General features: G+C 69.4%; 24 protein-coding genes and 2 pseudogenes. 18 read left to right on the forward strand and 8 right to left on the reverse strand.

Annotated elements, in window-relative coordinates:
• The 8 genes and pseudogenes from ACH5AF_RS28070 to ACH5AF_RS28105 all read left to right on the forward strand — a co-directional run.
• Positions 1 to 112: pseudogene (locus tag ACH5AF_RS28070) on the forward strand (IS5/IS1182 family transposase); the annotation flags it as partial.
• Between the two features lie 269 nt (positions 113 to 381).
• Positions 382 to 1,206: an IS5 family transposase gene (locus tag ACH5AF_RS28075; RefSeq protein WP_398905361.1), complete on the forward strand. Its 825-nt coding sequence runs from the start codon at positions 382 to 384 to the stop codon at positions 1,204 to 1,206.
• A gap of 443 nt (positions 1,207 to 1,649) precedes the next feature.
• A complete protein-coding gene (gene uraD, locus ACH5AF_RS28080; RefSeq protein ID WP_398905363.1) occupies positions 1,650 to 2,171 on the forward strand; it encodes a 2-oxo-4-hydroxy-4-carboxy-5-ureidoimidazoline decarboxylase in 522 nt (173 codons plus the stop codon).
• Positions 2,168 to 2,572, forward strand: coding sequence for a hydroxyisourate hydrolase (gene uraH / locus ACH5AF_RS28085; RefSeq protein ID WP_398905365.1), 405 nt, complete (start codon positions 2,168 to 2,170; stop codon positions 2,570 to 2,572). Before uraD ends, uraH begins: the two co-directional genes overlap by 4 nt.
• Positions 2,573 to 2,577: 5 nt before the next feature.
• A complete protein-coding gene (gene pucL, locus ACH5AF_RS28090) occupies positions 2,578 to 3,501 on the forward strand; it encodes a factor-independent urate hydroxylase (protein WP_398905367.1) in 924 nt (307 codons plus the stop codon).
• Between the two features lie 47 nt (positions 3,502 to 3,548).
• Positions 3,549 to 4,123, forward strand: a pseudogene (locus ACH5AF_RS28095) (solute carrier family 23 protein); the annotation flags it as partial.
• A gap of 51 nt (positions 4,124 to 4,174) precedes the next feature.
• Positions 4,175 to 5,590, forward strand: a complete 1,416-nt coding sequence (locus tag ACH5AF_RS28100; protein WP_398905369.1) for an 8-oxoguanine deaminase — start codon at positions 4,175 to 4,177, stop codon at positions 5,588 to 5,590.
• 247 nt (positions 5,591 to 5,837) lie between these two features.
• A complete protein-coding gene (locus tag ACH5AF_RS28105; RefSeq protein ID WP_398905593.1) occupies positions 5,838 to 7,277 on the forward strand; it encodes a nucleobase:cation symporter-2 family protein in 1,440 nt (479 codons plus the stop codon).
• A 72-nt stretch (positions 7,278 to 7,349) separates the two neighbouring features.
• Here the strand turns inward: ACH5AF_RS28105 and ACH5AF_RS28110 are convergent, their stop codons facing one another.
• The 4 genes from ACH5AF_RS28110 to ACH5AF_RS28125 form a co-directional block, all read right to left on the reverse strand.
• Complete coding sequence (locus tag ACH5AF_RS28110) at positions 7,350 to 8,213, reverse strand: chitosanase (RefSeq protein ID WP_398905371.1); 864 nt, start codon at positions 8,211 to 8,213, stop codon at positions 7,350 to 7,352.
• Between the two features lie 383 nt (positions 8,214 to 8,596).
• A complete protein-coding gene (locus ACH5AF_RS28115; RefSeq protein WP_398905373.1) occupies positions 8,597 to 9,418 on the reverse strand; it encodes an aminoglycoside phosphotransferase in 822 nt (273 codons plus the stop codon).
• A gap of 88 nt (positions 9,419 to 9,506) precedes the next feature.
• Entirely contained in the window at positions 9,507 to 9,641 is a 135-nt protein-coding gene (locus tag ACH5AF_RS28120; protein WP_398905375.1) for a hypothetical protein, read from the reverse strand.
• Positions 9,638 to 10,756 (reverse strand): radical SAM protein, encoded by a 1,119-nt coding sequence (locus ACH5AF_RS28125; protein ID WP_398905596.1) that lies wholly within the window; start codon positions 10,754 to 10,756, stop codon positions 9,638 to 9,640. Before ACH5AF_RS28125 ends, ACH5AF_RS28120 begins: the two co-directional genes overlap by 4 nt.
• A 634-nt stretch (positions 10,757 to 11,390) precedes the next feature.
• Between ACH5AF_RS28125 and ACH5AF_RS28130 the strand changes: the two genes are divergently transcribed.
• Positions 11,391 to 12,737, forward strand: coding sequence for a hypothetical protein (locus ACH5AF_RS28130; protein ID WP_398905376.1), 1,347 nt, complete (start codon positions 11,391 to 11,393; stop codon positions 12,735 to 12,737).
• On the opposite strand, the gene ACH5AF_RS28135 is transcribed toward ACH5AF_RS28130, so the two are convergent.
• The gene (locus ACH5AF_RS28135) at positions 12,715 to 13,248 is read right to left on the reverse strand and encodes an NUDIX hydrolase (protein ID WP_398905378.1); all 534 of its coding nucleotides are present in this window, start codon (positions 13,246 to 13,248) and stop codon (positions 12,715 to 12,717) included. The two genes, ACH5AF_RS28130 and ACH5AF_RS28135, sit on opposite strands and share 23 nt — an antisense overlap.
• Positions 13,249 to 13,530: 282 nt before the next feature.
• On the opposite strand from ACH5AF_RS28135, the gene ACH5AF_RS28140 reads away from it, so the two are divergent.
• The 3 genes from ACH5AF_RS28140 (at position 13,531) to ACH5AF_RS28150 (ending at position 15,879) form a co-directional block, all read left to right on the forward strand.
• On the forward strand, positions 13,531 to 13,929 hold the full coding sequence (locus ACH5AF_RS28140; RefSeq protein WP_398905379.1) for an ACT domain-containing protein: 399 nt from the start codon (positions 13,531 to 13,533) through the stop codon (positions 13,927 to 13,929).
• A gap of 129 nt (positions 13,930 to 14,058) precedes the next feature.
• A complete protein-coding gene (locus ACH5AF_RS28145; RefSeq protein ID WP_398905381.1) occupies positions 14,059 to 14,958 on the forward strand; it encodes an RNA polymerase sigma-70 factor in 900 nt (299 codons plus the stop codon).
• A gap of 117 nt (positions 14,959 to 15,075) precedes the next feature.
• Positions 15,076 to 15,879: an SDR family oxidoreductase gene (locus ACH5AF_RS28150; protein ID WP_398905382.1), complete on the forward strand. Its 804-nt coding sequence runs from the start codon at positions 15,076 to 15,078 to the stop codon at positions 15,877 to 15,879.
• Positions 15,880 to 16,287: 408 nt separating this feature from the next.
• On the opposite strand, the gene ACH5AF_RS28155 is transcribed toward ACH5AF_RS28150, so the two are convergent.
• Positions 16,288 to 16,917 carry a TIGR03086 family metal-binding protein gene (locus tag ACH5AF_RS28155; protein WP_398905383.1) on the reverse strand — a complete coding sequence of 210 codons (630 nt, stop codon included), beginning with the start codon at positions 16,915 to 16,917 and terminating at the stop codon, positions 16,288 to 16,290.
• Between the two features lie 141 nt (positions 16,918 to 17,058).
• On the opposite strand from ACH5AF_RS28155, the gene ACH5AF_RS28160 reads away from it, so the two are divergent.
• The 5 genes from ACH5AF_RS28160 (at position 17,059) to ACH5AF_RS28180 (ending at position 22,221) form a co-directional block, all read left to right on the forward strand.
• Complete coding sequence (locus ACH5AF_RS28160; RefSeq protein WP_398905385.1) at positions 17,059 to 19,218, forward strand: hypothetical protein; 2,160 nt, start codon at positions 17,059 to 17,061, stop codon at positions 19,216 to 19,218.
• A gap of 37 nt (positions 19,219 to 19,255) precedes the next feature.
• On the forward strand, positions 19,256 to 19,792 hold the full coding sequence (locus tag ACH5AF_RS28165) for a hypothetical protein (RefSeq protein ID WP_398905386.1): 537 nt from the start codon (positions 19,256 to 19,258) through the stop codon (positions 19,790 to 19,792).
• 183 nt (positions 19,793 to 19,975) lie between these two features.
• The gene (locus tag ACH5AF_RS28170) at positions 19,976 to 20,608 is read left to right on the forward strand and encodes an ATP-binding protein (RefSeq protein WP_398905387.1); all 633 of its coding nucleotides are present in this window, start codon (positions 19,976 to 19,978) and stop codon (positions 20,606 to 20,608) included.
• An 8-nt stretch (positions 20,609 to 20,616) separates the two neighbouring features.
• On the forward strand, positions 20,617 to 20,766 hold the full coding sequence (locus ACH5AF_RS28175) for a hypothetical protein (protein WP_398905388.1): 150 nt from the start codon (positions 20,617 to 20,619) through the stop codon (positions 20,764 to 20,766).
• Between the two features lie 282 nt (positions 20,767 to 21,048).
• On the forward strand, positions 21,049 to 22,221 hold the full coding sequence (locus ACH5AF_RS28180) for a hypothetical protein (RefSeq protein ID WP_398905389.1): 1,173 nt from the start codon (positions 21,049 to 21,051) through the stop codon (positions 22,219 to 22,221).
• A gap of 179 nt (positions 22,222 to 22,400) precedes the next feature.
• On the opposite strand, the gene ACH5AF_RS28185 is transcribed toward ACH5AF_RS28180, so the two are convergent.
• Positions 22,401 to 22,802 carry an SMI1/KNR4 family protein gene (locus ACH5AF_RS28185; protein ID WP_398905391.1) on the reverse strand — a complete coding sequence of 134 codons (402 nt, stop codon included), beginning with the start codon at positions 22,800 to 22,802 and terminating at the stop codon, positions 22,401 to 22,403.
• Positions 22,799 to 23,305, reverse strand: a complete 507-nt coding sequence (locus tag ACH5AF_RS28190) for a transposase (RefSeq protein WP_398905392.1) — start codon at positions 23,303 to 23,305, stop codon at positions 22,799 to 22,801. The genes ACH5AF_RS28185 and ACH5AF_RS28190 overlap by 4 nt, the downstream gene beginning before the upstream one ends.
• Positions 23,306 to 23,549: 244 nt before the next feature.
• Between ACH5AF_RS28190 and ACH5AF_RS28195 the strand changes: the two genes are divergently transcribed.
• Positions 23,550 to 25,058, forward strand: a complete 1,509-nt coding sequence (locus ACH5AF_RS28195; RefSeq protein ID WP_398905394.1) for an FAD-dependent monooxygenase — start codon at positions 23,550 to 23,552, stop codon at positions 25,056 to 25,058.
• The last annotated feature ends 35 nt before the right edge of the window (positions 25,059 to 25,093 follow it).

Here is a 25,093-nt window from a genome sequence, read left to right on the forward strand (position 1 = left end):
GCTGGGCGGCTGCCGCCGTCTACACCGCCGCTACGAACGCAAAGCCGAACACTTCCTGGCCTTCACCGCCATCGCCTGCAGCCTGATCTGTTACCACCGACTCGCCAAATGAGACGACTTCTAAGTGAGCGTTTGATTCTCTTGTCAGATGGTTTGTGGTGATTTCCAGAGGCCGGACACGAGTACCACTCCGAGCGATCCGCCGGAAAAGTAGCTTCTGCGGCAATTAGTAGACCAGCTATGCGCCGGTTTCCATGCAAGAGCTCCTGTCTCATTCAGAAATCTACCGGTTCACACGAGATTGAGAACGCACGCTCCTGTCCAACCGACACCCCCGCGTACGCCCTGCTCAAGCCGGCCGCCACCGCTTACCCAGGCATCATGCAGCCCTCACGGCCCTACCCCAGCGACCTGTCCGACGCCCGCTGGGAACTCATCCGTCCCACCCTCGAAGCCTGGCGTCAGGCCCGCAACGGCATCCGCAAGCCCACCCACGACCTGCGCGCCCTGATGAACGCCATCCTCTACGTCGACCGCACCGGCATCCCCTGGCGCTACCTGCCCCACGACTTCCCGCCCCACCAGACCGTCTACGGCTACTTCGCCCTCTGGGAAGCCGACGGCATCTTCGACCAGCTCACCGGCCTGTTACGCGGCAAAGTCCGCCAAGCCGAAGGCCGCTCAAGCGAGCCCAGCGCCTGCCTGATCGACAGCCAGAGCATCAAAACCTCCGCCACCGTCCACCTGACCAGCCAAGGCATCGACCCGGCCAAGAAAATCATCGGTCGCAAGCGGCACATCGTCACCGACACGCTCGGCCTCCTGCTGGCCGTGGCCGTCACCGCCGCCAGCGTCCACGACTCCGCCGCCGGCACCCAACTCCTGACTCAAGTCCGCGAGCGCCACCCCACCATCACCAAAGCCTGGGCCGACAACGGCTACAAGACCAAAGCCGTGGAACAAGCCGCCCACCTCGGCATCGACCTCGAAATCGTCCAACGCGACCCCGCCACCCGCGGCTTCCACGTCCAGCCCCGCCGCTGGGTCATCGAACGCACCCTCGGCTGGCTCATGCACCACCGCCGCCTGGCCCGCGACTACGAAACCCACCCACACCGATCAGCCGCCATGATCCAACTGGCCGCCATCAACCTCATGACCCGCCGCCTCACCCACGAAACCACCACCAACTGGCGTGACAGCTAAGCCAAATAAAACAGACAACCGAGAATCAAACGCTCACTAAGCGAGCGCTTCGCGCTTCAAGATCTACTCGCTCGTTACCGCTCCCGGGTCTCGTCTACGAGGCCCTGGTGACCCGACAGACCGCAGTACGCGAGAGCTGGCGTCTCACACGTTTCTCACATACCGGCTCGCCACGGCCCGTCGGCAAGCCCCTGACCTGGACGTCTGCCGGACTCCCCGGACTGTACGGACAGCCTGGACTAGGATCGGCTCAAACTACCTGAACAGGGAAAACGCGGCCAAGGGCGGCTGAGCGCCCGCCTGCCGCGGCCGCCGTCCGGTGCTTCGGGCGGCGGCTTTTGTGTATGCGATTTTTCAACAAAGTGTTGACGTCGTGTTCCGGAGGGCGTTAGCTATCCGCAGCCCGTCCGACGCACCACGATGCACAAGCCACGGAGGCTCCCGTGACTTCACTCTCGAACCAGGGTCTCGCCCGGTTCAACGCCTCCGAGGACAGTGCGGCCCTGGCCGTGCTGCACGAGGTGTGCGCCAGTTCGGCCTGGGGGAGCAAGATCCTCGCCCAGCGGCCGTACACCAGCACCGACGCCCTCTTCGAGGCCAGCGACGCCGCCATGGCCGAACTGACCGCCGACGACCTGGCCGAGGCGATGGCAGGTCACCCGCCGATCGGCCGGCCCAAGCCCGGTGACCCGACCTCCTCCCGTGAACAGAGCGGAATGGCCGGGGCCTCCGAGGCACTCAAGGCCGACATGCTCGAACTGAACCTGGCCTACCAGGAGAAGTTCGGCCATGTCTTCCTGATCTGCGCCACCGGCCGTACCGGTGAGCAGATGAGGGACGCCGTCCGCGAGCGGATCGGGAACTCGCCGGAGCAGGAGCGGGAGATCGTCCGCACCGAACTGGGCAAGATCAACCGCATCCGGCTGACCCGCCTCGCCGAGCTCGCAGAGGAAGAGAGCGCATGAGCACGGAAACACTGGCCTCGCCGCACGGCTCGGTGTCCACGCACATCCTGGACACCAGCATCGGCCGCCCTGCCGAGGGCGTTGCCATCTCCCTGTCGGCCCGCAGCGGCCCGGCCGCGGAGTGGAAGCAGCTCGGCGGATCCGCCACCGACGCGGACGGGCGTTGCAAGGACCTTCCGGCGCTGCCGGAGGGCACGACCCATGTACGTCTCGACTTCGAGACCGAGACGTACTTCGAGAAGAAGAAGCAAGCCGAGGCACAGCAGGACGCCCCCGCGCTACGGGACAGCGGCGTGTTCTTCCCCGAGGTGGCGATCACCTTCGCCGTCGTACCGGGCGAGCACTACCACGTACCGCTGCTGCTCAACCCGTTCGGCTACTCCGTTTACCGAGGGAGCTAGCAGACATGCCCACGATTCTCGGCCAGAATCAGTACGGCAAGGCAGAGAACCGCGTTGTCAAGATCACGCGGGACGGCGACACCCACCACATCAAGGACCTGAACGTCTCCGTCGCCCTCTCCGGCGACATGGACGACGTGCACTACTCCGGCTCCAATGCCAACGTCCTGCCGACCGACACCACCAAGAACACGGTGTACGCGTTCGCCAAGGAGTACGGCATCGAGTCCGCCGAGCAGTTCGGCATCCACCTCGCCCGCCATTTCGTGACGAGCCAGGAGCCGATCCACCGGGCGCGCATCCGCATCGAGGAGTACGCCTGGGAGCGCATCGAGACCTCCGACGGCAACTCCAAGTTCATCGGCGCCGACGAGGTCAAGCACTCCTTCGTCCGCAAGGGCCAGGAGACCCGCACCACGCAGGTCACCTTCGACGGTGACACGTGGCAGGTCATCTCCGGCCTGAAGGACCTGGTCGTGATGAACTCGACGAACTCCGAGTTCTGGGGTTACGTCAAGGACAAGTACACAACCCTGCAGGAGGCGTACGACCGCATCCTGGCCACCCAGGTGTCCGCGCGGTGGCGGTACAGCTGGAGCTCTGACGAGAACCGGATGCCCAACTGGGAGAAGTCCTACGAGCAGGCCAGGAAGCACATGCTCCAGGCCTTCGCCGAGACCTACTCCCTGTCGCTTCAGCAGACGCTGTACCAGATGGGCTCGCGCATCATCAACAGCCGCAGCGAGATCGACGAGATCCGCTTCTCCCTGCCGAACAAGCACCACTTCCTGGTGGACCTCGAGCCGTTCGGGCTCAAGAACGACAACGAGGTCTACTTCGCTGCGGACCGCCCGTACGGCCTGATCGAGGCCACCGTCCTGCGGGACGGCGTCGAGCCGCAGATCCCGGTCGACATGACCAACCTCTGACGCCGGGCCGCCGACCGCCTTGCCCGCCCAACAGCGGGCGGGGCGGCCGGCGGACGGGAGGGAAGACCATGGCACACGGACTGCGCACCGATGGCATCGCCACCCTCGTCGGACCCGTCTTCGGTGGCTTCCCCACCTCCGCCTGCGCCCAGAACGTCGGCGTGGTGTCCCTGACGCGGGTGCGCGGCCGCCACGTCGTCGTCGCCTGCGGTGTCCTGCTCGTCCTCGGCGCCTTCCCCGTCCTCGGCGCGGTCGTCCCGCTTGCCCCGCTCGTCCCGATGTCTGTCCTCGGTGCGGTCGTCCCGCTTGCCCGCTCGTCCCGATGCCCGTCCTCGGCGGCGCCGGCATCGTCCTGCTCGGCTCGATCGCCGTCAGAGGCATCAGAAACCTCTCCGAGGCCGGACTCGACGACAGCTTCCCCATTATCCTGCTCGCCGTCGCGCTCGGAGCGGGCATCGTCCCGCTCGCCGCGCCCACCTTCTCCGTGGACCTCCCCGCCCGGGCGCAGACCGTCCTCGGCTCCGGGATCAGCGCCGGAGCGCTCGTCGCGGTCCTGCCCAACCTGTTCTTCCACCATCTCGGCACCCACGGCCACCAGGCTGTGGCACTCAAATCCTCCTAGGGTCCTGCCGTGCCCACCACGCCACATCCCGAGACAGAAGAAGGAAGCACCATGGCACCTTCGGCAGCCCACGACGGCGCGACGGACAGCAGCGCCGTCGAGCGCATCGTCATCGAGAACTGTGCGATCGCGACGGTCGACGCCGGCGACACCGAGTACGCCTCGGGCCACATCGTCGTCGCCGGCAACCGGATCGAGTCGGTCGGGGCAGGACCCGCCCCCCAGGGCCTCGGACACGTCGTACGCCGCGTCGACGGCACCGGCCACCTCGCGACACCGGGTCTGATCAACACCCACCACCACTTCTACCAGTGGATCACCAGGGGCCTGGCGACCGACCACAACCTCTTCAACTGGCTGGTCGCCCTCTACCCGACATGGGCGCGCATCGACGAGCCGATGGTTCGCGCCGCGGCCCAGGGCTCGCTGGCGATGATGGCCCGCGGCGGCGTCACCACCGCCATGGACCACCACTACGTCCACCCGCAGGGGTCCGGCGACCTGTCCGGCGCGATCATCGGCGCCGCACGGGAGATGGGCGTACGTTTCACCCTCGCCCGCGGCTCCATGGACCGCGGCACGTCGGACGGCGGCCTGCCGCCGGACTTCGCCGTCGAATCCCTCGAAGGCGCCCTCGCCGCCACCGAGGAGACCGTCGACAAGCACCACGACGCCTCCTTCGACGCGATGACGCAGGTCGCCGTCGCGCCCTGCTCGCCGTTCTCCGTGTCGACCGAACTCCTGCGCCAGGGGGCCGAACTGGCCCGCCGCAAGGGCGTGCGCCTGCACACCCACGGCTCGGAGACGGTCGAGGAGGAGGAGTTCTGCAAGGAGCTCTTCGGCATGGGGCCCACCGACTACTTCGAGTCGACCGGCTGGCTCGGCGAGGACGTGTGGATGGCGCACTGCGTCCACATGAACGACTCCGACATCGAGGCCTTCGCCCGTACGAGGACCGGTGTCGCCCACTGCCCGTCGTCCAACGCGCGTCTGGCCGCCGGCATCGCCCGCGTCCCCGACATGCTCAAGGCCGGTGTCCCGGTCGGGCTCGGCGTCGACGGCACCGCCTCCAACGAGTCCGGCGAACTCCACACGGAGCTGCGCAACGCGCTGCTGATCAACCGGCTCGGCGCCCACCGCGAGGCCGCGCTGAACGCCCGCCAGGCGCTGCGGCTCGGCACCTACGGCGGTGCCCAGGTCCTCGGCCGCGCCACCCAGATCGGCTCACTGGAGTCCGGCAAGCTCGCCGACCTCGTGCTGTGGAAGCTCGACACGCTCGCGCACTCCTCCATCGCCGACCCGGTCGTCGCGCTGGTCTTCGGCGCGGCCGCTCCCGTATCGCTCTCCCTCGTCGACGGAAAGCCCGTGGTCGAGAACAGCCGGCTGACCACGGTGGACGAGGACGCCATCGCCCGCTCCACGCGGGACGAGGCACAGCGCCTCGCGCGGATCGCCGCGCGGGGCTGACCCAGGGAAGTCCGGCCGGGGGGGACGGCCCCCGGCCGGCGGCCGTGGACCCGAGCGGGGTCCACGACAGCCCTCACCGGGGGGTGCGTGCGACAAAGGTGCGCACCTCCCGGTGACGGTGACTCGTGGCGGCACCTCTCGGCACGGTCAGCATCCGCACCACCGGTCCGGGCGCCCGGTATGTGCACGCCGCATCAACCGCATCGACAGCACCACCCGCACCACCTCCATGACACCCATGTCCCCGATGACGTGTTACCCGACCGGAGGCACCGCCGTGGCCGCGCACACCTCGACCGCCGAGGCACCAGACCGGAAGCATCCGGTCGACGAAACCCTTCCCCCCTTCAAGATGTTCACCACCGGGCTGCAGCATGTGGCAGCCATGTACGCGGGTGTGGTGGCCCCGCCGATGATCGTGGGCCCCGCCGTGGGCCTCGACGCCAAGGACACCGCGTTCCTCATGGGCGCGTCCCTGTTCACCGCCGGTATCGCGACGCTGCTGCAGACACTGGGCTTCTGGCGAGTCGGCGCCCGGCTCCCGTTCGTCAACGGCGTCTCCTTCGCCGGAGTGACACCCATGGTCGCCATCGGCCGGGACCGCGGATACGACGGCATCGCCGTCATCTTCGGCGCGATCATCGTCGCCAGCGTCCTGGGCTTCGTCCTGACCCCGTACTTCTCCAAACTCGTCCGCTTCTTCCCGCCCGTCGTCACCGGCACCGTCATCACCTTGATCGGTGTCTCGCTGCTGCCCGTGGCCTTCAACTGGTCGCAGGGCGGCAACTCCACGGCCGACGACTACGGTTCGATGAAGAACATCGGCATGGCGGCGCTCACGTTCGTCGTCGTGCTCGCCCTGCGCAAGCTCCTGCGCGGCTTCCTCCAGCAGATCGCGATCCTGCTCGGCCTCGTCGTCGGCACCGTCGTCGCCCTGCCGCTCGGCATGGCCAACCTGGACGCGATCAAGGACGCCGACGTCGTCGGTTTCCCGACGCCGTTCCACTTCGGTGCGCCGCAGTTCGAGATCGCCGCGATCGTCTCCATGTGCATCGTGATGCTGGTGTGCATGACGGAGTCCACCGCCGACATGCTGGCGCTCGGCCGGATCGTGGGACGCCCCGCGGACGAGCGCACCATCGAGGGCGGTCTGCGTGCCGACACGCTCGGCTCGGCCGTCAGCCCGCTGTTCAACGGGTTCATGTGCAGTGCCTTCGCCCAGAACATCGGGCTCGTCGCGATGACGAAGGTGCGCAGCCGCTTCGTCGTCGCCGCGGGCGGCGGCATCCTCATCCTGCTCGGCCTGTGTCCGGTCGCCGCCTCCGTGATCGCCCTCGTCCCGCTGCCGGTCCTCGGCGGCGCCGGCATCGTGCTGTTCGGCACGGTCGCCGCGAGCGGTGTCCAGACGCTGGCGACGGCGGCGCTGGAGAAGGGCGAGAACGCGCTGATCGTGGCCGCCGCCGTCGGCATCGGACTGATCCCGATCGCGGCGCCGGAGTTCTACCACGCCTTCCCGAACGACCTGCTGGTCGTGCTGGACTCGGGCATCTCCACCGGGTGCATCGTGGCGATCGTGCTGAATCTGGCCTTCAACCACCTGGGCGGCAAGGCCGGTTCGCAGGAGGAAGCACAGGAGGAGGCGGCGACCGGATCCGGCGAGGCGGTGGCACCGGCCGCCGTGCACTGAGCCGGCTTCCGATGCGACGGGCGGCTCCAGGGAGACCTCCCCGGGGCCGCCCGTCCGTACATCGCCGCCGCGTCAGTCGATGTGGAAGCTGTCGCCGTAGACCTTCCAGTCCAGCGGCGTGTTCAGGGCGAGATTGCCCTTGTTGAGGAAGACCCGCTGGGCGGTGTCCACCCGGCTGGTGTCCTCGTGCGCCGCCTCCTGCTTCATCGCCCACACACGGGCGTCGAGGAAGGCGTGCAGATACGCCTTCTCGTCGCCGCCCTGGGCCGGTGACTTCGCCTTCGCCAGCGCCTTGCGCCGGATGCTGCCGAAGCTGGTGCTGTCGCCGCCGTCGCCGTGCATCACGATGGCGTCGTAGTAGATGAACTGCCCGAGCACACCCACGCCGTCCTGCTTGCCCCGCCGCACGGCCGGGTCGAAGTAGACGCGGTCGCGTTCGTCGTTCTGTGCCTTCTTGAACGCCGGGTCCCCGGCCGCCTTGCGCCAGTCGCGCGTGAAGCCCGGGTCGAGGCCCTCGTGCGAGTCGGTGCCGTCGACCTTCCGCAGTGCGGGCAGGTACTTCGCCAGCACATTGCCCGGCTTGCGCTGGGTGTAGAGCTTGACGAGGTCCAGCATGTCGCCGGTGCCGGAGCAGAAACCGATGATGCCCGCGGTGTAGCCGCGGCCGTCTCCTATGTCCTCGATGTACTTGTACTGAGCCTTCCAGTCCAGCGAGGAGTTCTCCGCGCTGGAGACGAGCTGCATGGCGATGTCCTTCTTCACGGGGTCGTCCAGCCCGACGGCTGCCGGCGCGGCGGCCGGCCGGTGCTGTGGCGGATCCTGTTCCGCCGCGCCCGCCGCGACGGCGGTGGCGGGCAGAGCGACGAGGACCGCTCCGAGCACCACACGCGGAAGGAGCCCGAGCCGGTTGCGGGAGCGCTTGTGGGGGGTGGGCACCGTGCCTCCATGGGGAATACGACGGAGAGTTCTGCTGTTAGGAAACTTTCCTACCAGCTCGGCCCCAGCGGCGTACACCCCCGGACGGCATGCAGTGTGGTGCCGTTGCGGACATCGCTCGTACCCCGGCGCCGCCAGAGCCGGCATGGCGAGTCCGAAGCGCGCGCCGAGCAGCACGATCGCCGGCGGCACATCGGTGCCGCATGAACCGCTCAACGGCGCCCGGACGAACAGCGCCGGTCCGGCCACGAGGCCCAAGACGTGCCCGACTTGCCGGGCGAGCGTACGGCCCCCTGAACATGCCCGACCCCAACCCGACCTTGACGCCCGCCCAAGCCGCGCCGGGCTCTACTCGTTCGGTTGCCCGGAGCGGTGAATCCGGTTCAAACGACCTTGCGGTGCTCCTGCCAGGCAGCGGTGGCGGTCGCCAGGCGCAGGGTCCACGGGTCGGGGTCGGCGGTGCTGATCTCGTCCCAGACGTTGCGGTTGGCGGCGGCGAAGGCGGTGATGCCCTCGGCGGGTGCGGTGTGCCAGGCGGGGATCTCGGCAGCCTGGTGTTCGGCCGAGGTGGGGGTGTGGCCGGAGGCGATGAGCCAGATGACCCAGTAGCCGGCATCGAGCCAGGGGGCTCCCCGCGTGGCCCAGGCCCAGTCGACAAGCCGAGCACGATGGCCTTGTGGGGCATGGTCGTTGACGAGCACGTTGGTGTTGTTCAGGTCGGTGTGCAGGAGGTTGCGCCCGGCGAAGAAGTGGAGGTCGTCGGGGTGGACGGCGTAGCGCTCCAGGCGTTGTTCGGCGCGGCGCAGTTCGATGCCGGGGCAGGGGGTCTCGCCGAGGCGGCGCAGGAGGGCGGCGACTTCAGGGAGGTCGGGGGAGCCTGGGGAGTAGTCGGCGTGGTGGCCGTCCAGAGCCTCGAAGCCCAGGAGGTCCCATCCAGCGGTCTCGACGCGCCAGTGAAGGGCAGGACCGAGGCCGGTGAGAAAAGGCGCGATGGCGGCCTCCCGGCGCTGTGTCCATGCGCGGGGGTGGTCGGTGCGCAGGCCCTTGATGTGCCAGGTCCCGGTGGTGGAGGTGACACGGGCAGCGATCTCGCTATTGAAACCCTCGGCGGTCTCCACGACCGTGAGCAGGGGGTCGGTGTGCTGCTCGACAGCGGCGCGCGCGGTGGCGGGCAGCCGGTCGAGGCCGATGCGGGTGGTCGCCATGGGACGTCACTCTTCCACGGGGCAGTGGTGCGGGGGCTTCGGACGGAAGAACGTCCCGAAGCCCCCGCGGTTCCTTGCGGCTGGATGCCTACCGGTACGGATTGTCGTCGTTGCAGCCCGGCACGGCGCCTTCGGTCAGCACCTCCAGGTCTTCCAGGAGGACGACTCCCTCGGGCTCCTGGACCTGCGGCCGGGGGCTGATCTCCACCATGGCAGTGGTCATTGCGCTTCCTCGCTTCCGTGTTGGCAGTAGGTGTTCAGTGGTGCCTTCGCCTCCTGGTACGCCTTGGCGAGCGGTCGGCAGACCCGGCAGGTGCCGGAGAGCTGACAGCCGCCGCAGCCACCGGTGCGAAGCATCTGGGCATCGGCGATGCGGGGGAGACGGAGGAGTCCGTCCAGGCCCTCGGACATGAGGTCGACGGGATTCTCGCGGCCGACCTTGCACATGGTCGCCAGGCCGTGCGGGTCGACGTGGAAGAAGGTGTGGCCGGCGGGGCAGCCCTTGAAGACGCTGGTCTTGTCCAGAAAGCCGGGGGCCTGCGCGGCCAGGGGCTCGGGCGTGCCCGTGTACGTGGGAGAGATCGTGCCGTACTCCGTACGTCCGGCCCCGTACCGGTCGGCCAGGGACCGCATTGCGGCCAGCTCATGGGCGTTGTGCTTGGTGATGATCAGCGCCAGTTCGAGCGTGATCCCGGCCTCTCGCGCGGCGATGAGCCCTTTCTTGACGAGCTTGAAGGCCCCCGGTTTGCGGGTGAGGGAGTCGAAGCTGTCCGGCGTCGCGCCGTAGAGGGAGACGGTCACTTTGTGCGGCGGTAGCTTGCGCAGCAGCTCGATGACCTCGAGCCGGTGGAGTCGGGAGCCGTTGGTGAGGATCTCGATCAGCATCCCGGAGCGGTAGGCGAGCGTGTACGTGTCCAAGAAGTCGCGGTCGATCAGCGGCTCGCCGCCGGTGAACTGGAGCCACAGCACTCCGGCATCCCGCAGAAGGCGTAGGAGCCGCGCCTTGCTGTCCCAGGGCAGTCCGTCGAACTTCCGCTCCGCGAGATAGCAGTGCTCGCAGTTGAAGTTGCAGCCCTTGTTGATCTCGTACGTGGCGCGGCCGTAGCCGAGCCAGGTCTCCGGACGCACAAGGACGGCATCCCGCATGGACGCGCCCGCCAAGTCCAGGCTCCAGGCGGTACGGGCGCCGTCGAGGAGCCAGGGCGGCAGGGGGCTGCTGGTCTCGGCGATCGAGGCGACCTGCTCGTACATCGCCCGGGAGATCTGCATCCCCGCACGAGCACCAGGCCGTGCGACGAGGAACTTGCCGTTGTGCGGGCTCGCGATCAGATAGTGCACGGGGCCCTCCTCCATGGGGTGGGTCTCTTCCGAGGTGTGCTGCTCCGGGTGATCTGCGAACAGGCAACAGCCCTCCCCGTCGGGCCCCTGACCGGCCACCGGGCAGTCCGGCAGCACGACCAGCTCCACTTCAGTCCCGTGCCAGCGGAGCCACAGCGCGGTGCCGTAGTCCAGGTCGTCGAGGAGGGCGTAGTGCTCACCGTCCCCGTGTGCGGAAAGCTGCACTGCACGGCGCTGTCGACGCATCCCGAAGCCGACCTCTCCCGCGTTTCCTGTGCCAGAGCCCACTGCACCCGCCGCCAGTGTGCGCACCTCATCACGACACCACCCGGAGTTGGTCGGAGGAGTGCCGTTCCACGCATCGGCGGCACGCACACGGCGGGAAGCCGCCGGGGCTGTCCGGGACCACCGGGTCCTCACCCACACGCACCTCCGTGAGAGGCCCCCACGTCCGGCCGGAGTCGCGCGATACCCGCAGCGTCATCCGTACGTCGTCCTGTCCGTTCGCCATGGACAGGAGCATCGCGATCCGCAGGCTCGGGCAGAAAGGCCAAGCGGGTTACCCAACTTGGGTAACATGACGCACGGTTGACCATGAGTAGCGATCCGTAGTCCTGACGCCGGAGCGTGCCCGATGCCCGAGCCACCCCGCTCGCAGCAACTTCCGGTCAGCCTGCTCACGGACCATGCGATGATCGAGGCATGCCAGATCAGGGACTTCGGCCGCATCTTCCAACTGGTCAAGACCCGAGCAGGCATCTACCCGTCGATGATCGCGAGACGCTGCGACCTCACCCCCAGCCGCGTCGGCGAGGTGATCGCCGGACACCGACAGCTCCTGCACATGGATGTGATCGAGCGCATCTCCGACGGGCTGCGCATCCCCGGGCACATGCTCGGCCTGGCCCGGCGCTCGTGGGAGACGCCGCAGAACCTGACCGTCGCGCCCCGAGACCCGGCCGAGGCGCCGGCGCCGGTCGGCGAGCAGTTGGCCGCAGGGCTCCCGGGGGTAGACGTGGACAGCATCCTCGCCCTGGCGTCCGAGCGGGACCTCGGCCCGTCGACCCTGCATGCGCTGCACTCGTCGATCGCGGACTACTGGCGCCGGGACGACGAGCACGGTGGCGAGACCTTACGGCCGGCGGTCGTCGGCCAGCTTCGCTACGTCGTCGATCTCCTCAAGGAACAGCGCCCCGCTCCCATGCGGAACGGCCTGCACAGCATCGCGGCCGAGCTCGCCCGACTCACCGGATGGACGTACTTCGACGCGCGCCAGTACAACCAGGCACGCGCCTACTTCACGGAAGCTCTCGGCCTGGCCAAGGCCGTCGACGACCGTCAGTTCATGGCCAACGTGCTCTCCTGCATGAGCCTCCAGGCCACCTATCAGGACAAGCCCGGGGATGCTGTCGCGCTCGTCACGGCGGCCCAGGACCAGGCCCGAGGCGCCGAAGGCACGACACCACGCGTGCTGGCCATGCTCGCGATGCGCGAAGCCTTCGCCCTCGCCACCCTCGGGAACCACAGCGCCACCCACGGCGCGATCTCAGAGGCACACACTTGCTTCGGCCGGATCAGTGCCGACGATCCGGACCCGGCGTGGGTGGCGTACTTCGACGAGCCGAAGCTGATCGTGGACACCGGCATCGCACATGGGCGCTTGGGCGAAGTCGCCCTTGCTGAACCCCTGATCGCGGATGCCCTACGCCGCGAACACCAATCGAACCATCGAGGCCGTGCCTTTCACGCCTTCTGGCTTGCCCGCATCCAGTTCAAGCGCGGGAAGCTCGATGAGGCGTGCCACACGGCCATGGGTGCCCTGGGCCCGGCGGCGGCCGTCGGATCGCAACGAGTCGCCGGCCACCTCCGGGAGTTCTACGAGCAGCTGGAGCCCTTCCGCCGAGAGCCGGCCGCGGTGGCGTTCGAGGCCACGCTCCGAGAGGTGCTGCCTCGTCAGGTCAGCGGATCGCCTCGTCCATGAGAGCGTAGAGCAGTCCGACGAGGGAGCCGCTGCTGACGATCTCGCGGCGGTCGATCATGGCGCGGATGTCGGCCAGGGGGATCCACTCGATCCGGTCCGACTCGTTCTTCTCCGTCGGCGGACCCTCGTACGTGGCCCCGCCGGCCCGGAAGATGTAGTGCTGGGAGTCGGTGATGCCGTTGGCCGGCTCGGCGTAGATCAGCGGCTTGAGGGGGCCGGGGCGCCAGCCGGTCTCCTCCAGGACCTCGCGGGCCGCCGCGTCGGCCGGGGTCTCGCCCTCTTCGACCAAGCCCATGGGCAGTTCCCATGCCCAGGTGTTCGTGATGAAGCGGTGCCGCCACATCATCAGGACCTCGCGCCGCTCGTTGACGACGGTGGCCACGGCCAAGTGACGGAGCTTGACGACGTGGTGCTCCCAGCGGTGCCCATCCGGCGTCTCGATGTCGGTGAGCCACAGGTTCACCCACTTGTTCTCGTAGATCGGACGTTCCCCGTGGATCTTCCACTGCATCGCTGCGGCCCCTCTCGATCGGCCTCCAGCATCGCAGAGCTGGTCCGAACGGCAGCTGGGTTCGGACGAATTCACGTCACACTGACGAATAAGGTGATGGGTTCGAGCCCTCGGGCAGGGTGATGAAAGGCCTCATCCGGCACCTCGGACGAGGGTCGTCGATGTCGTCAGACACTGGTGAAACAGGAGAGGCGCCTGACCGTCACCGCGTACGATCAGGAGTCGTTGTTGCCCTCCTGGCCACGCCGCCTATGCCACCGCCCAGCGCGTAGTCTGGCGATCATGACTGGCGAGACCGACCTGCGGAAACTGCTGAGCGGCATGCGTCCGGCGCTGAACGCGGGCCGTTATGTGTTCACCACCGTCGAGGACCGTGTGCCCTCCGGTGTCACCCCGGTGGTCACGGTCGCGGAGGACGAGGGCCTGACCCTGGTCGTACGGCAGGACGAGGCGGACGCGGCGGGGCTCGCGTACGACTACGTGGCCGGCTGGATCACGTTGCGTGTGCACTCCGCGCTCGAGGCGGTCGGGCTGACAGCCGTGGTCGCGCGGGAACTCGCCGACGCGGGCCTGAGCTGCAACGTCGTCGCCGGGTTCCACCACGACCACCTGTTCGTGCCCTACGAGCACGCCGACCGGGCGGTCGCCGTCCTGGAGGACCTGGCACGGCGCTCCGCCTGAGCCGGCGGCGATGCCCGGGGTGCCGGGGCGTGGACCACACCGCAACCGCAGGACGCATGCTGATGTCCCACCGGCAGGTGGCAACTACCTGCGTGCCGGATGTCTCCGAGCCTCTGGCACGCTGGGCGCATGACGTCAGGGAAGACCGAGGAGTTCACCGCCCACCGCCCCAGGATGTTCGGCCTGGCGTACCGGCTGCTCGGTTCCGCCGAGGAGGCGGAGGATGCGGTGCAGGACGCCTACCTGCGCTGGAGCAACGCCGACCGTGCGGCGATCGAGCACCCATGGGCCTGGCTCGCCAAGGTCGTCACCAACCTCTGCGTCAACCGGCTCACCTCGGCCCGTGTGCAGCGCGAGCGTTACGTGGGGCCGTGGCTGCCGGAACCGGTGTTCACGCAGGACGGTTCGCTCGGCCCCATGGAGTCCGCCGAGCAGCGCGACGCGGTGTCGGCGGCGCTGCTGGTGCTGCTGGAGCGGCTCACGCCGACGGAGCGTGCGGTCTACGTTCTGCGCGAGGCGTTCGGCTACCGCCATCGGGACATCGCAGGGGTGCTCGACCTCAGCGAGGCCAACTGCCGTCAGATGTACCGCAGAGCGGTCCAGCGGGTGGCGACGCCCGAGGCCCGCTTCACACCGACTTCCCACCGGCAGCACGAACTCGTCGAGTCCTTCGTCATGGCGGCACGCGAGGGTGATCTGACAGGACTGGAGAAGCTGCTCGCCGAGGACATCACCTGGTGGAGCGACGGGGGCGGCAAGGTCACCGCGGCCCGGCGCCCCATCGTCGGCCGGGAGAAGGTGCTGCGCTTCCTGTGGGGCAGCGCGCAGCGGTACGCGGGCGGCTGGGCCCTCGCGGCCGCCGAGGTCAACGGAGCGCCGTCGCTGGTGGCGCACGTGGCGGATCGGCTCATCGCCGTCGTCTCCTTCGAAGTGCGCGACGGCGTCATCGCCCAGGCGCGGGTCGTTGTGAACCCGGACAAACTCGCGTTCGCGGGCCGGCAGTTCACCGCGATGGCCTCTGCGGCGTGACCCGCGGGTGAGCGCGGTCACCAGGAGGCTGTCACATTTTCGGGTGCTCGTCGGTTCTCCACGTGTGACGTGCGCTCCACCCGGGAGCGCACGCCCACCGAAGGGACGACAACTGCGATGACCACGATCCTGGTGACCGGCGGCACCGGAACGCTCGGCCGGCTCGTCACCGAGCGGCTGCGCGCCGGGGACAGCACCGAGGCCGGAGGCTCCGGGGGAGGGCACGAGGTCCGGGTGCTGAGCCGACACTCCCGGCCTTACGCGGTGGATCTGCGCGAGGGTACGGGCCTGGCCGCGGCGGCCGCGGGCGTGGACACCGTCGTGCACTGCGCGACCTCGCCGCGCGGCGGCGACGAGCAGGCGGCACGCCATCTGATCGAGGCGGCCCGCCGGGCCGGCGTGCGGCATCTGGTGTACATCTCGATCGTCGGCGTCGACCAGGTGCCGCTCGGCTATTACCGGACCAAGCTCGCCGTCGAGAGGCTGGTCGAGGAGTCGGGTCTCGGCTGGACCGTGCTGCGCACGACGCAGTTCCACGACCTGGTGCTCCAGGTGCTGCGTAGCTCGGCGAAGTTGCCGGTCATGCTGCTCCCCGCGGGGGTCGCCGACCAGCCGATCGAGGCGACGGAGGTCGCTGCCCGGCTGGCCGAACTCGCGACCGGGGCGCCCGCGATGGGGGTCCCCCCGGCCGGAGGCTGGGGGAGGGTGCCGGACATGGGCGGCCCCGAGGTCCGTACGTTTCCGGAGCTGGCCCGGGCCTATCTGCGCGCGAGCGGACGACGCCGGCCCCTGCTGAACGTGCGCCTGGCAGGCAAGGCCTACCGAGGGTTCCGGGCGGGCGGGCATCTGACGCCGGAGCGGGCCGTCGGCACGGTCACGTTCGAGCAGTTCCTGTCGGACCGTTTTCCTGCGCGGGGCTGACGCCCGGGTGGAGTGCGGGCGCCCGGGGTGGGCCGCATCCGACGTGCGCAGCGGCGGGCGCAGGGCAGCGGATGCGCTTCGGGCACGGGAGGTGTCCCCGGCACCGGGCACCCGCGGACCGCCGCCCTGCGGGCGGACGGCGACAGTTTGCGCGCACACCCCGGGCGGCGAGCCGGCCCGCTGCGGCGACCGGCGACCGGCGACCGGCGACCGGCGACCGCCGACGGGCGACCGTGACCGGTCCAAGCCCGCCGGAGCAGGCCACGACCGTGACCGGTCCAGGCCCGCTGCGGCGACCCGCGACCCGCGACCCGCGACCCGCGACAGCGACCGCCGACCCGCGACAGCGACGGGCGACCCGCGACAGTGATCGCCGACCCGCGACCGGTCCCGTCCCGGCCCCGCCCGTCAGCGTGTGTCCGCCGGAGTCCAGTCCGGGCGGCGGCCGCTGAGGCCCACGATGCGGTCCAGCATCGGCGCGCTCTCCGGCACGGGCACCACAGGGCCGAAAATGCCCTCCCGCAGCTCGTCGTCGCCCGCCGGGGTCAGCATCTCCCGCGACACGGCCATGCTCGCCTCGTCGGGGGCGTACGGCAGGCCCGTGGCACGCGCCAGGTCCCAGCCGTGGATGACGAGCTCGTTCAGCGCCACGCGGCCCGCCACGGCGCCCGGCAGCGTGATGCCGCCCGCCTGGGTCATTCCCTCCCACGCGGCCGGCTCGCGCCAGGCCTGGACCAGTTCGTCCAGGCGCCGGGGAATCGCGGTGCGCCAGTCGTCGGGCAGGACCGGGAGCTCCGCGTCCGGGCTGCTCCCGGTCATGGGGCCCAGATCCTTGCGCCCGGCGTCGCGGAAGGCCGTGGCCAGCCCGTGGATGTGGGCCAGGAGCTCCCGTACGGCGTACGCGGGACACGGCGTCGGATCGCCCAGCCGATCGTCGCCGATCTCGGGAAGGAGCGTCACGATCCCGTCGGCGGCGGACCGGAGGTCGGGTACGGCGGGGGTCGCCCCCGAGGCAGCAGAGGTGGCAGAAGCAGTCATGCAGTGCTGACCGCTCGCGGCGCCCGAACTCATCGGCACGCCGCCCCCAGGACCGGCAGGTGGGCCGGTCGCTCGCTCGATCGGGCTACCCCACGTCCGGTGGACCCGCGCGCAGCCCGCCCGGTTCCATACGCTCCCCGCGTGACTCGTACCACTGCGCTGAACACCGGACTCGACGACTTCCTCGCCTGGGCCGCCCGGGAGCGGGGCACCGCCCTGCCCGTCCGCCCCGCGGACGCGGTACTGACCCTGCTCGCGCTGCGCGGAGCCGACCGCAGGAGCGGCGTGCCCGAACCGACACCGCAGCTGGTCGCCCAGGTGCTCCACGAGGACCTGCCCGAGCTGCTCTGGGCGTCCGACGACGAACTGGCCGCCGTCCCGGCCGTGCTCACCGCGCTCGCCGACCGCGTCCGCGCGGCAGGCCGCCTCAACGCCAAACGCCACACCCGCCTGCTCGCGGCGATCGACGAGGCCGTGCCCGGCTTCCGTACCGCCATGGCGGATCCGGCCCGGCTGACCTGGCCGCGCTGGTACGCGTCGCTGCTGAGGGCCGACGGCACGGACCCGGGCGACGCCGACGCCGTACGCGCCTGGGTCGACGCCTACGAGCGCACGCCGCACGCCGAGCGGCCCACGCTGCCCGAGTCCCTGCACCGCTTCGAGATGGCCGGCCGGACCTTCGCCACCCGCGCACGGCTCGCCGAATCGCTGCTCGCCGCGTTCGCACGGGACACCGCCGCCACCTCCCCGGCCGATCGGCTGCTCCCGGCCCCGCCCCTCGACGCAGACCGGCCCGACGACGCGCTCGGCGCCGAACTGGAACGCATCGCGGACGCGTTGACGGACCGCTGGACCGCAACCGGTCTGACCCAGGCGCTCGCCGGGCCGCACGCCGGCCTGGCGCCGAGTCCCGAGGCGCTGCCCCACGCGGCCCTCGCGGACCGCATGCTCGACGAACACCTCGACTACTACGGCGCGTCCTCGATCCCCCTGCCGCCCCCGGCCCGCCTGCCCGCGCCCGAGGACATCCGGGCCCTGCTGCACGCCGCCCCGCTGCCGGCCGCCCTGGCCGCCGGCCCGGAGCTGGATGACGACCTGCGGGAGATCGCCGAACGCTGCGGACTTCCCGGGCCCGCCACCGCCGTCTGGGACGAGGGCACACCGCAGGAACTCGTCGAGCTGGCCGCCGACATCCTGGCCGCCCAGGTCGAACGGCTGCCCACCGTGACCGGCCCGCAGGACAGCTGGTCCGTGGACGGTGCGCATCTCCTCTACGCCCTCTACGAACGCGGCTGTACTCCGGACTCGGTGGCCCGCAAGGCGTCCGACAGCGACTTCGCGGAGATCCCGCCCGAGCTTGAGGACGCCCCGGCCGGGGTGCCCGCCATCGCTACGGCGACGTATGAGACCCCGTCGCCCGAGGAGTTGTCGGCGCTGCTCGGGCTGCCCGGCCGTACCGAGGCGGACAGGGAGGAACTCGACCCTGTCGCGCATTCCCTCGCCGCCCTCGTCGACCGCCTGGCCGAGACCGGCTGTGTCTTCCGCCGCGGCGACACCTATGGACTGACGCCGCTCGGCAGTGCGGTCATGCGGCATGTGATGGCCGCCGGACAGGTCGCCGTCCCCGACGCGGACACCGTCGCGGGCTGGGACGCGGAACAGACCGTCGCCGCGGTACGCAACTGGCCCCAGCGGATCGCGGCGCGGACCCTTGCCGACTGGGCCGCCCGCAACGGGGGAGCGGACAGCGGCGAGGCGTGGGCGCCGGTGCTCGCCGCGGTCTCCGAGGCGAAGTCCCTCGATCTCCACGGCACCCGCGTCCGCGACTGCTTCGACCTTCTCGACCTGGCCGGCATCCCGGTCGCGGCCCTGCGCACGGCCCTCGCCGACCCGGTGACCGGCGCCGAGGCCCGCCGCCTCCTGCTCGCGCGCGGTGAGGACGTCAGCGAGGAGAGCGTGCCGCCGAACGCCACGGCGACGACCCTCGCCGAAAAGCTGGACCGGCTGTGGATGGAGGACATGCGGGCTTATGTGACGGAGCGTCATGAGGACGACGAAACGCGGATTCCCGCCCTGGACGAGATCCCGCCGACGACGCTCCTCCCCGCCTTCGACGAGGAGTCCGCCGCGTGGCCGGGCGGGGCACCGGCGCTGATCCGCGCACTGGCCACCGCGGATCCCCTCACCGCCCACCGCACTCTGGTCTCCCTGCGGGACCACCACCCCGACAAGCAGGTGGCGGGCGCCGCGGCGCAGGCGCTGAAGCCCGCACGCCGGGCAGCCGGGCGCGCCCGCCGCTGACACCGTGGCGCCACGGAGTTGCGGATACCGTGGCGTCATGTCCGCGTTCATACAACAGCTTCCGGCGCTGCTGGGTGTGGTGATCGGCGCACTCTGCTCCTACATGGCGATCATGCGCGGTGACCGGGCCCGCTTCCGGCGGGAACAGGCGGCGCGCTGGGAGGAGCGGCGGCTGGCGGTGTACTCCGACTACGCGCGGTCCCTGAAGAAGTCGGTCACCCTGACGTACCGGGTCGCGGCCCACCTGGGCAACGACCCGCATCCGCACCCGCTTTCACCCGAGGACGCGGCGCCCTTCCTCGCCGCGGCGAGCGACGCACGCGACCCGTCGGGCGAGGCGCTGTTGATGCTCGGCTCCCGTGACGTGGTGCAGAAGGCGCGCGAATGGGTCGTCGTGGTGCTGGAGATGGAGAGCTTCCTGCGCGAGGGCCGACGGGCGCCGGATGCCTGGTCGGCCCTGCTGGCGAAGCAGCGCGCGGCTCGGGAGACGTACTACGCGGCCGTGCGGGACGACTTGGAGCTCTCACCCGGCCACTCCGGTCGCTGGGAGCTGCCACCGGGCCGCGACCGGTAGCAACGACGGCCTTCCGCGCGTGTCCGGACCACACACGGCTCCACGTGCTCAACTCCCCAACGCCCCCGCCCCCGGTCACGCGCTACGTTGCGTACAGCGCCGCCCGCCCCCGCGTACATCGCGCACCCGTATCATCGCGTCCCTCCTGGTCAATGGTACGCACGAGCCGCCAGCGTTGCCCCGATGAACGGAGCGATTACCCCTCACGTGGCACCGGCCCAACCGCCCGCCCCCACCCGCGAGTTCTCGATGCAATTCACGTCCACCCCACGCGGCGCGCGCCTTGCCCGCCGGCTGGTGTCGCACCGGCTGGACGAGTGGGGCTACCCGTACGACTCGACGTCCAACGAGACGATCACCCTCCTCGCCGCCGAGCTCACCGCGAACGCAGTCCGCCACGGCCATGCCCCCGGGCGGGACTTCCACCTAGAACTCGCAGACGGCACGCGATGCCGCATCCAGAACGGGCCGGGGTACTGGAACGACCTGCCCAAGGGACATGGTGCAAACCCCCGGGGCCAGCCGTTCGTCTTCGCCTTGGTCAACGACCAGGGGGAGATGACCGGACGCCTCCACGGCCTGCACGAGTGGCGTGACTCCCCGTTCACCGACTTCTGCTTCAACCTGGCCGGCGACCCGCACCGGGGCCACGCCTTACACCTCAACCGCTACGGCTTGTACGCCTGGAACAAGACCGGGGTGCTGCGCGCCAAATTGGACGCTGAGACCAAGACCTTCAAGGCGTTGACCACTTCACCCTCACCGCCTGCACGCCCGACCGCGGCCTGCTGTTGGTCCACAACAAGCAGCACCTGATCCTGCGCGTGCCCGTCCCCGATGACCTCACCGGTCTTGGGGCCGGTGTCGAGGAGGCGCTGCGCGCGTACGCCCGGCAACGCACCGCCCTGAAAATGCAGTGGGGTCCCGTCAACTGGCACTGGACCGACACGTCCGCGCCGGTCCATGACCTCTGACCCTCCGCATTGACGTGCCACCTCGCGAGCTCGTGGCGACAGGCCACCGCCTCACCCTGGCGAAGGCGTCGAGCGCTCCTTCGCGCCGGAAACAGTTACATCGGTCGCCGACTGCCTAGTGCGAGGCCGGACCGCTACAGGCCGAGTGAGGGGCGTTGGTGGGGGCTTGGGAGGCACCCCGATCCACGGTGGGGTGGTGTTGCTCAGTTAGGGAGGCACCGGCTCGCAGGAATCGAGCATGGCGGCGACGGTCTCGATCCCGACGACCTTTAGGGTCAGGGCATGTCGATTCGGAAGCAGGCCGCGCCGCCAAGGCTGATCACGGTCGGCGACGTGGTGGCCGCTCATTCGCGGGATCTTGGGGAGTGGACAGCCGCGCAGATAGTCCGGCTCGATGCCGATTCCCAGACAGCGGCCGTACTCGAGTTGGACTGGTCCGGCCCCGAGCCGTCGTCCGTGGCCGACCTCGGCGACGTCGCCCCGCTTAGGCTCACCCACCACTCATGGAACGGGGCACTGTCCTTCTGCAACCACGCATGGGTCCTGCCCCGCAGCCACAAGGTCGTCGGAGCGATGCCCCTGCTCCACGACGAACCGGCGAACTGCTGGGCCTCCGGATGGCGCCTGGGTGATCAGCTCGCCCGGCAGCGGCGGTGGGACAGCGGCGTACACGAGGACCCGATCGCAGCCTGGAAGGCGGAGTACACCGGAGAGACGGTCAATGAATTCCTCAGTCAGCCGACAGCACCAAGATCAGAGGTCACCCACCTGACGATCACGGACATCGACTTCCTCGACTGTGCGCAGCTCGTCCAGCGTTTCCCGGGGGCGACCTGGCTCCATCTGCGCGGATGCCTTGGCCTCCTCTCCGCCGCGGGCGAGCTGAACCGGCTGACCTCTCTCCAGGGGATCCGCATCGTTGACCTGTTCGGGATGACTGGAGAGGACAGTCTGCGGCCTCAGTGCGTGCCGGAGCTGGAATCAGTGGACCTCTACAGCATCGCTGCCGAGTACGCCTCAGCCATGCGCAGCACCTGGCGACCCGAGATCCCCGCGGGCACTTACGTGTCCGTCGTCCGGGCCCGCAAGGCCGAATGGGTCGAGGAGAACCGGAACAACCCGTTGCGCGACTGGGACGCTCGCGAACAGATCAGCACCACCACCTTCGAGAGGGCTGTCGCCCAGTACAAGACGACTCGGAAGGCGATCCTTCAAGTGTTCGCTGAAGAACCCGCAGACGTCCGATCGACACGCATGGAGGAGATCGGGCGTGCCTATGGTGAGGCGTTCAACAAGCTTGACCGCCGATCGGGCTTCATCGAGACCGTTGAGCGGGAAGAGCTCTTCGCCGCCCTCGACCACGTGGTGAACGAGGCCGAAGCACTCCACGGCCCTGGCCTCGAAGGCGCCCGTGACAGTCTTATCGTCGGAGTGGAGTCCGTCCGAGACTGGTAGCGAGGCACCCATCGTCCTGCCAACGCCCCGTCGGTTCCGCCCTCCCTTTCTTCGCCGCCCTACGGCAGTGTCGTCATTCTGCTCGACATTCACGAGCCGAGTATCACCACCTGACTCCGGATCCCGTCGACAAACGCTGTTCCTAGCGGGTTCTGGCACACATTCCGTAAGGGCAGCGGTCAGGAGGGCGTGGGATCGGTGTCGTCCCATTTCCACCCGGTTTGAGGGAACTGATCCAGCAGAGTGGAGAGGGACGCTGCCTGGTGGATGGCCGATGACCAGTCTTCCGCGGAGACGTCGAGTGTCACCAGAGCTGGGGTGTCCTGGCGGAAGTCGTAGGCAAGCAGCTCGCGGCTTCCGTCTCCGCCGATGACGACGGCGCCGGGGAAGCGTTTCTGGAATTCACCGGCGTCGTTGATGCCGATGAGCTCGTCCAGTGCGTCGATCACCAGGAAGTCGTCAGCGGGAGGAAGGAACTGACTCAGACTCCCTGTAGTACCCAGGAAGTCCCGGTAGTCCTGGGGAAACCGGACTCCGAAGTGGTGCTCGACCTGCACGATCTGGTCCTCGTTCGAACTCATGAGGCAGTTCTATCAAGGGCAGAGGAGGTGACGGTGGCCGCTTTGTGCCGCGGTGAGGAGGACACGTTTGCGGAGTAGGGGGAGCCTGGCTCGTCCGAACACTGGCCTTTGATCATCTTGATGTGATTGACACGGCCCTCGACGGGGCCGGAGTTCCAGCGGGTGCTCAGGCCCTGGACGACGGCGTCCCAGTCTTTCTCCAGGCCGGTGGCGAACGCGTGCAGCCGGGGCAGGTCCGCGGTGCGGGTGGCGGTGGTCCAGTCCTTGAGGTGCTGGCCGGAGCGGTTTTGAAGGATCCCCGCGAAATCGCGGACGTGGGCGTGAAGTGCCTTCAGCTCAGGGCAGCGGGCGAGGACAACGGCGAACTGCTCACGTTCCTCGTCGCCCAGGCGCTCGGGGTGCCGCAAATGCCGCTCTGACTGCTGCGGTGCCAGGCGGACACCGCCACCCTGATGCAGGAACCGGCGGACATGGTGCATCGGTGCCCCGAGTGCCCGCCCCATCAAGCTGAACGACTGTCCTTCGCGTCAGCGTCTCCAGATCTCATCCTGCTGAGCCGGCGAGAACCCGTAGTCACACACCTGTGCCTCCACGACCACATGATCATCCGAGGGTGGTGCGTTGATCACTTGAGGGTGCCGTCGTTTCCAGACACTCGGACTGGCGTGGGAGGTGTATTGACCTCGCCTAGGTCTCGGGTTAGCGTCTAACAAATGTTATTCAATAACGCTAGCAGAGGAGATTGGCATGCATGTTCCCGTCGTCGTAGTTGCTGGAGCAGGCCCCACCGGGCTCGCCCTGGCGTGCGGACTCCGCGCCCACGGGGTGGCGGTCCGGGTAGTGGACAGGGCATCGGGGCCTTCAGCGACTTCTCGAGCCCTGGGATTGCAGCCACGGGGCTCCGAAGTCCTGGACCGTCTCGGGGCGCTGGGCGATCTGCCGCAGCGGTCAGTGCCCATCAGGCAGGTAACCACCCACGTCGACGGCAAGCTCATGGCCCGGCTGAAGGTCGGCCAGCAAACCAAACTGGTGACCCGGCCCGGCCTGCTCATGTCCCAGGCCGAGGTGGAGGCGAGGCTCCGGCAGCGGCTCGCGGACCGGGGAGTCGAGGTGGAATGGGGACAGGAACTGCTCACCGCCGACCAGGACGCTGACGGCGTGGCCAGCCGGCTCGCCGGCGAGCAGATACATGCAGACTGGCTGGTGGGATGCGACGGCGCGCACAGCCGGGTGCGGAAGTCGGCGGGCATCGAGTTCCCCGGAGTGGCCGTTATCGAGCGCTTCCTGCTCGCGGACGTGCGGGCCGAGCTGCCCCTCCCCCGGGATGCGGTGTCGGTGTGGCTGCGCGGAGATCAGATGGTCGGGGTCTTTCCCCTGCCAGGCACTGACCTGTGGCGGCTCATGGCCCCGGCCCCTGCCGGAACCGGAGAAGATCTCGACGTCGACGACGTGCTGGCCGTACTCACCAAGGTGCTTTGCGACGAGGCGGGGCTGCCCACCGTGGCGGTGCGAGAGGCGCTGTGGACCTCCACCTTCCGCATCCACCGCCGCCTAGCCTCCACCTACCGCCGTGGACGGATCCTGCTGGCCGGGGACGCCGCACACATTCACAGCCCGTTCGGCGGGCAGGGCATGAATACCGGCCTGGGCGACGCCGAAAACCTGGCCTGGAAGCTTGCCCTCGTCGCCACCGGCCGCGCCAGGGACGCGCTCTTGGACACTTATCAGGCCGAGCGCCGACCGATCGCCCAGGAGGTGCTGCAGTCCACCAGCGGCATGACCCGCATGATCGTCGGCCAGACCCCGGTGGCCCGGGCGGTGCGCGACCACCTCTTCGTCCCGCTGATGAACCGGCCGCTCATCCAGCGGCTGATCTGGGAGAAATCCTCCCAGCTGAAAGTCAGCTACCGCCGTGGCCCGCTGGCCAGCCGGTCCCCGGCCGCCCTGCTCGGCCTCAGTCCGCATGCCGGCGACAGGATCCCCGATCTGCCGTGCACCCGGGAAGACGGCAGCCCAACCCGGCTGCACGCGGAGCTCGGATCCCGCTGGGCCCTCATCGCACCCACCACCACCAGAGAGGACTGCGAGGCCGTCGCCCGCCGACACCTGGGAGACGCGACGACGGCCGTTCTGACCACCACCCAGAGACAGGCCATGCTGGTACGGCCCGATGCTCATCTGGCCTGGCACGGCACCTCCCCCACCGAGCTGGACCGGTGGCTGACCCGCATGCTCGACCGCGGCAGCATCCGGTAGCCCTGGCACACCACCCTGCTCGGACACCGACTCCC

Source organism: Streptomyces sp. NPDC018833 (genome assembly GCF_044390825.1).
Lineage (GTDB): Bacteria > Actinomycetota > Actinomycetes > Streptomycetales > Streptomycetaceae > Streptomyces.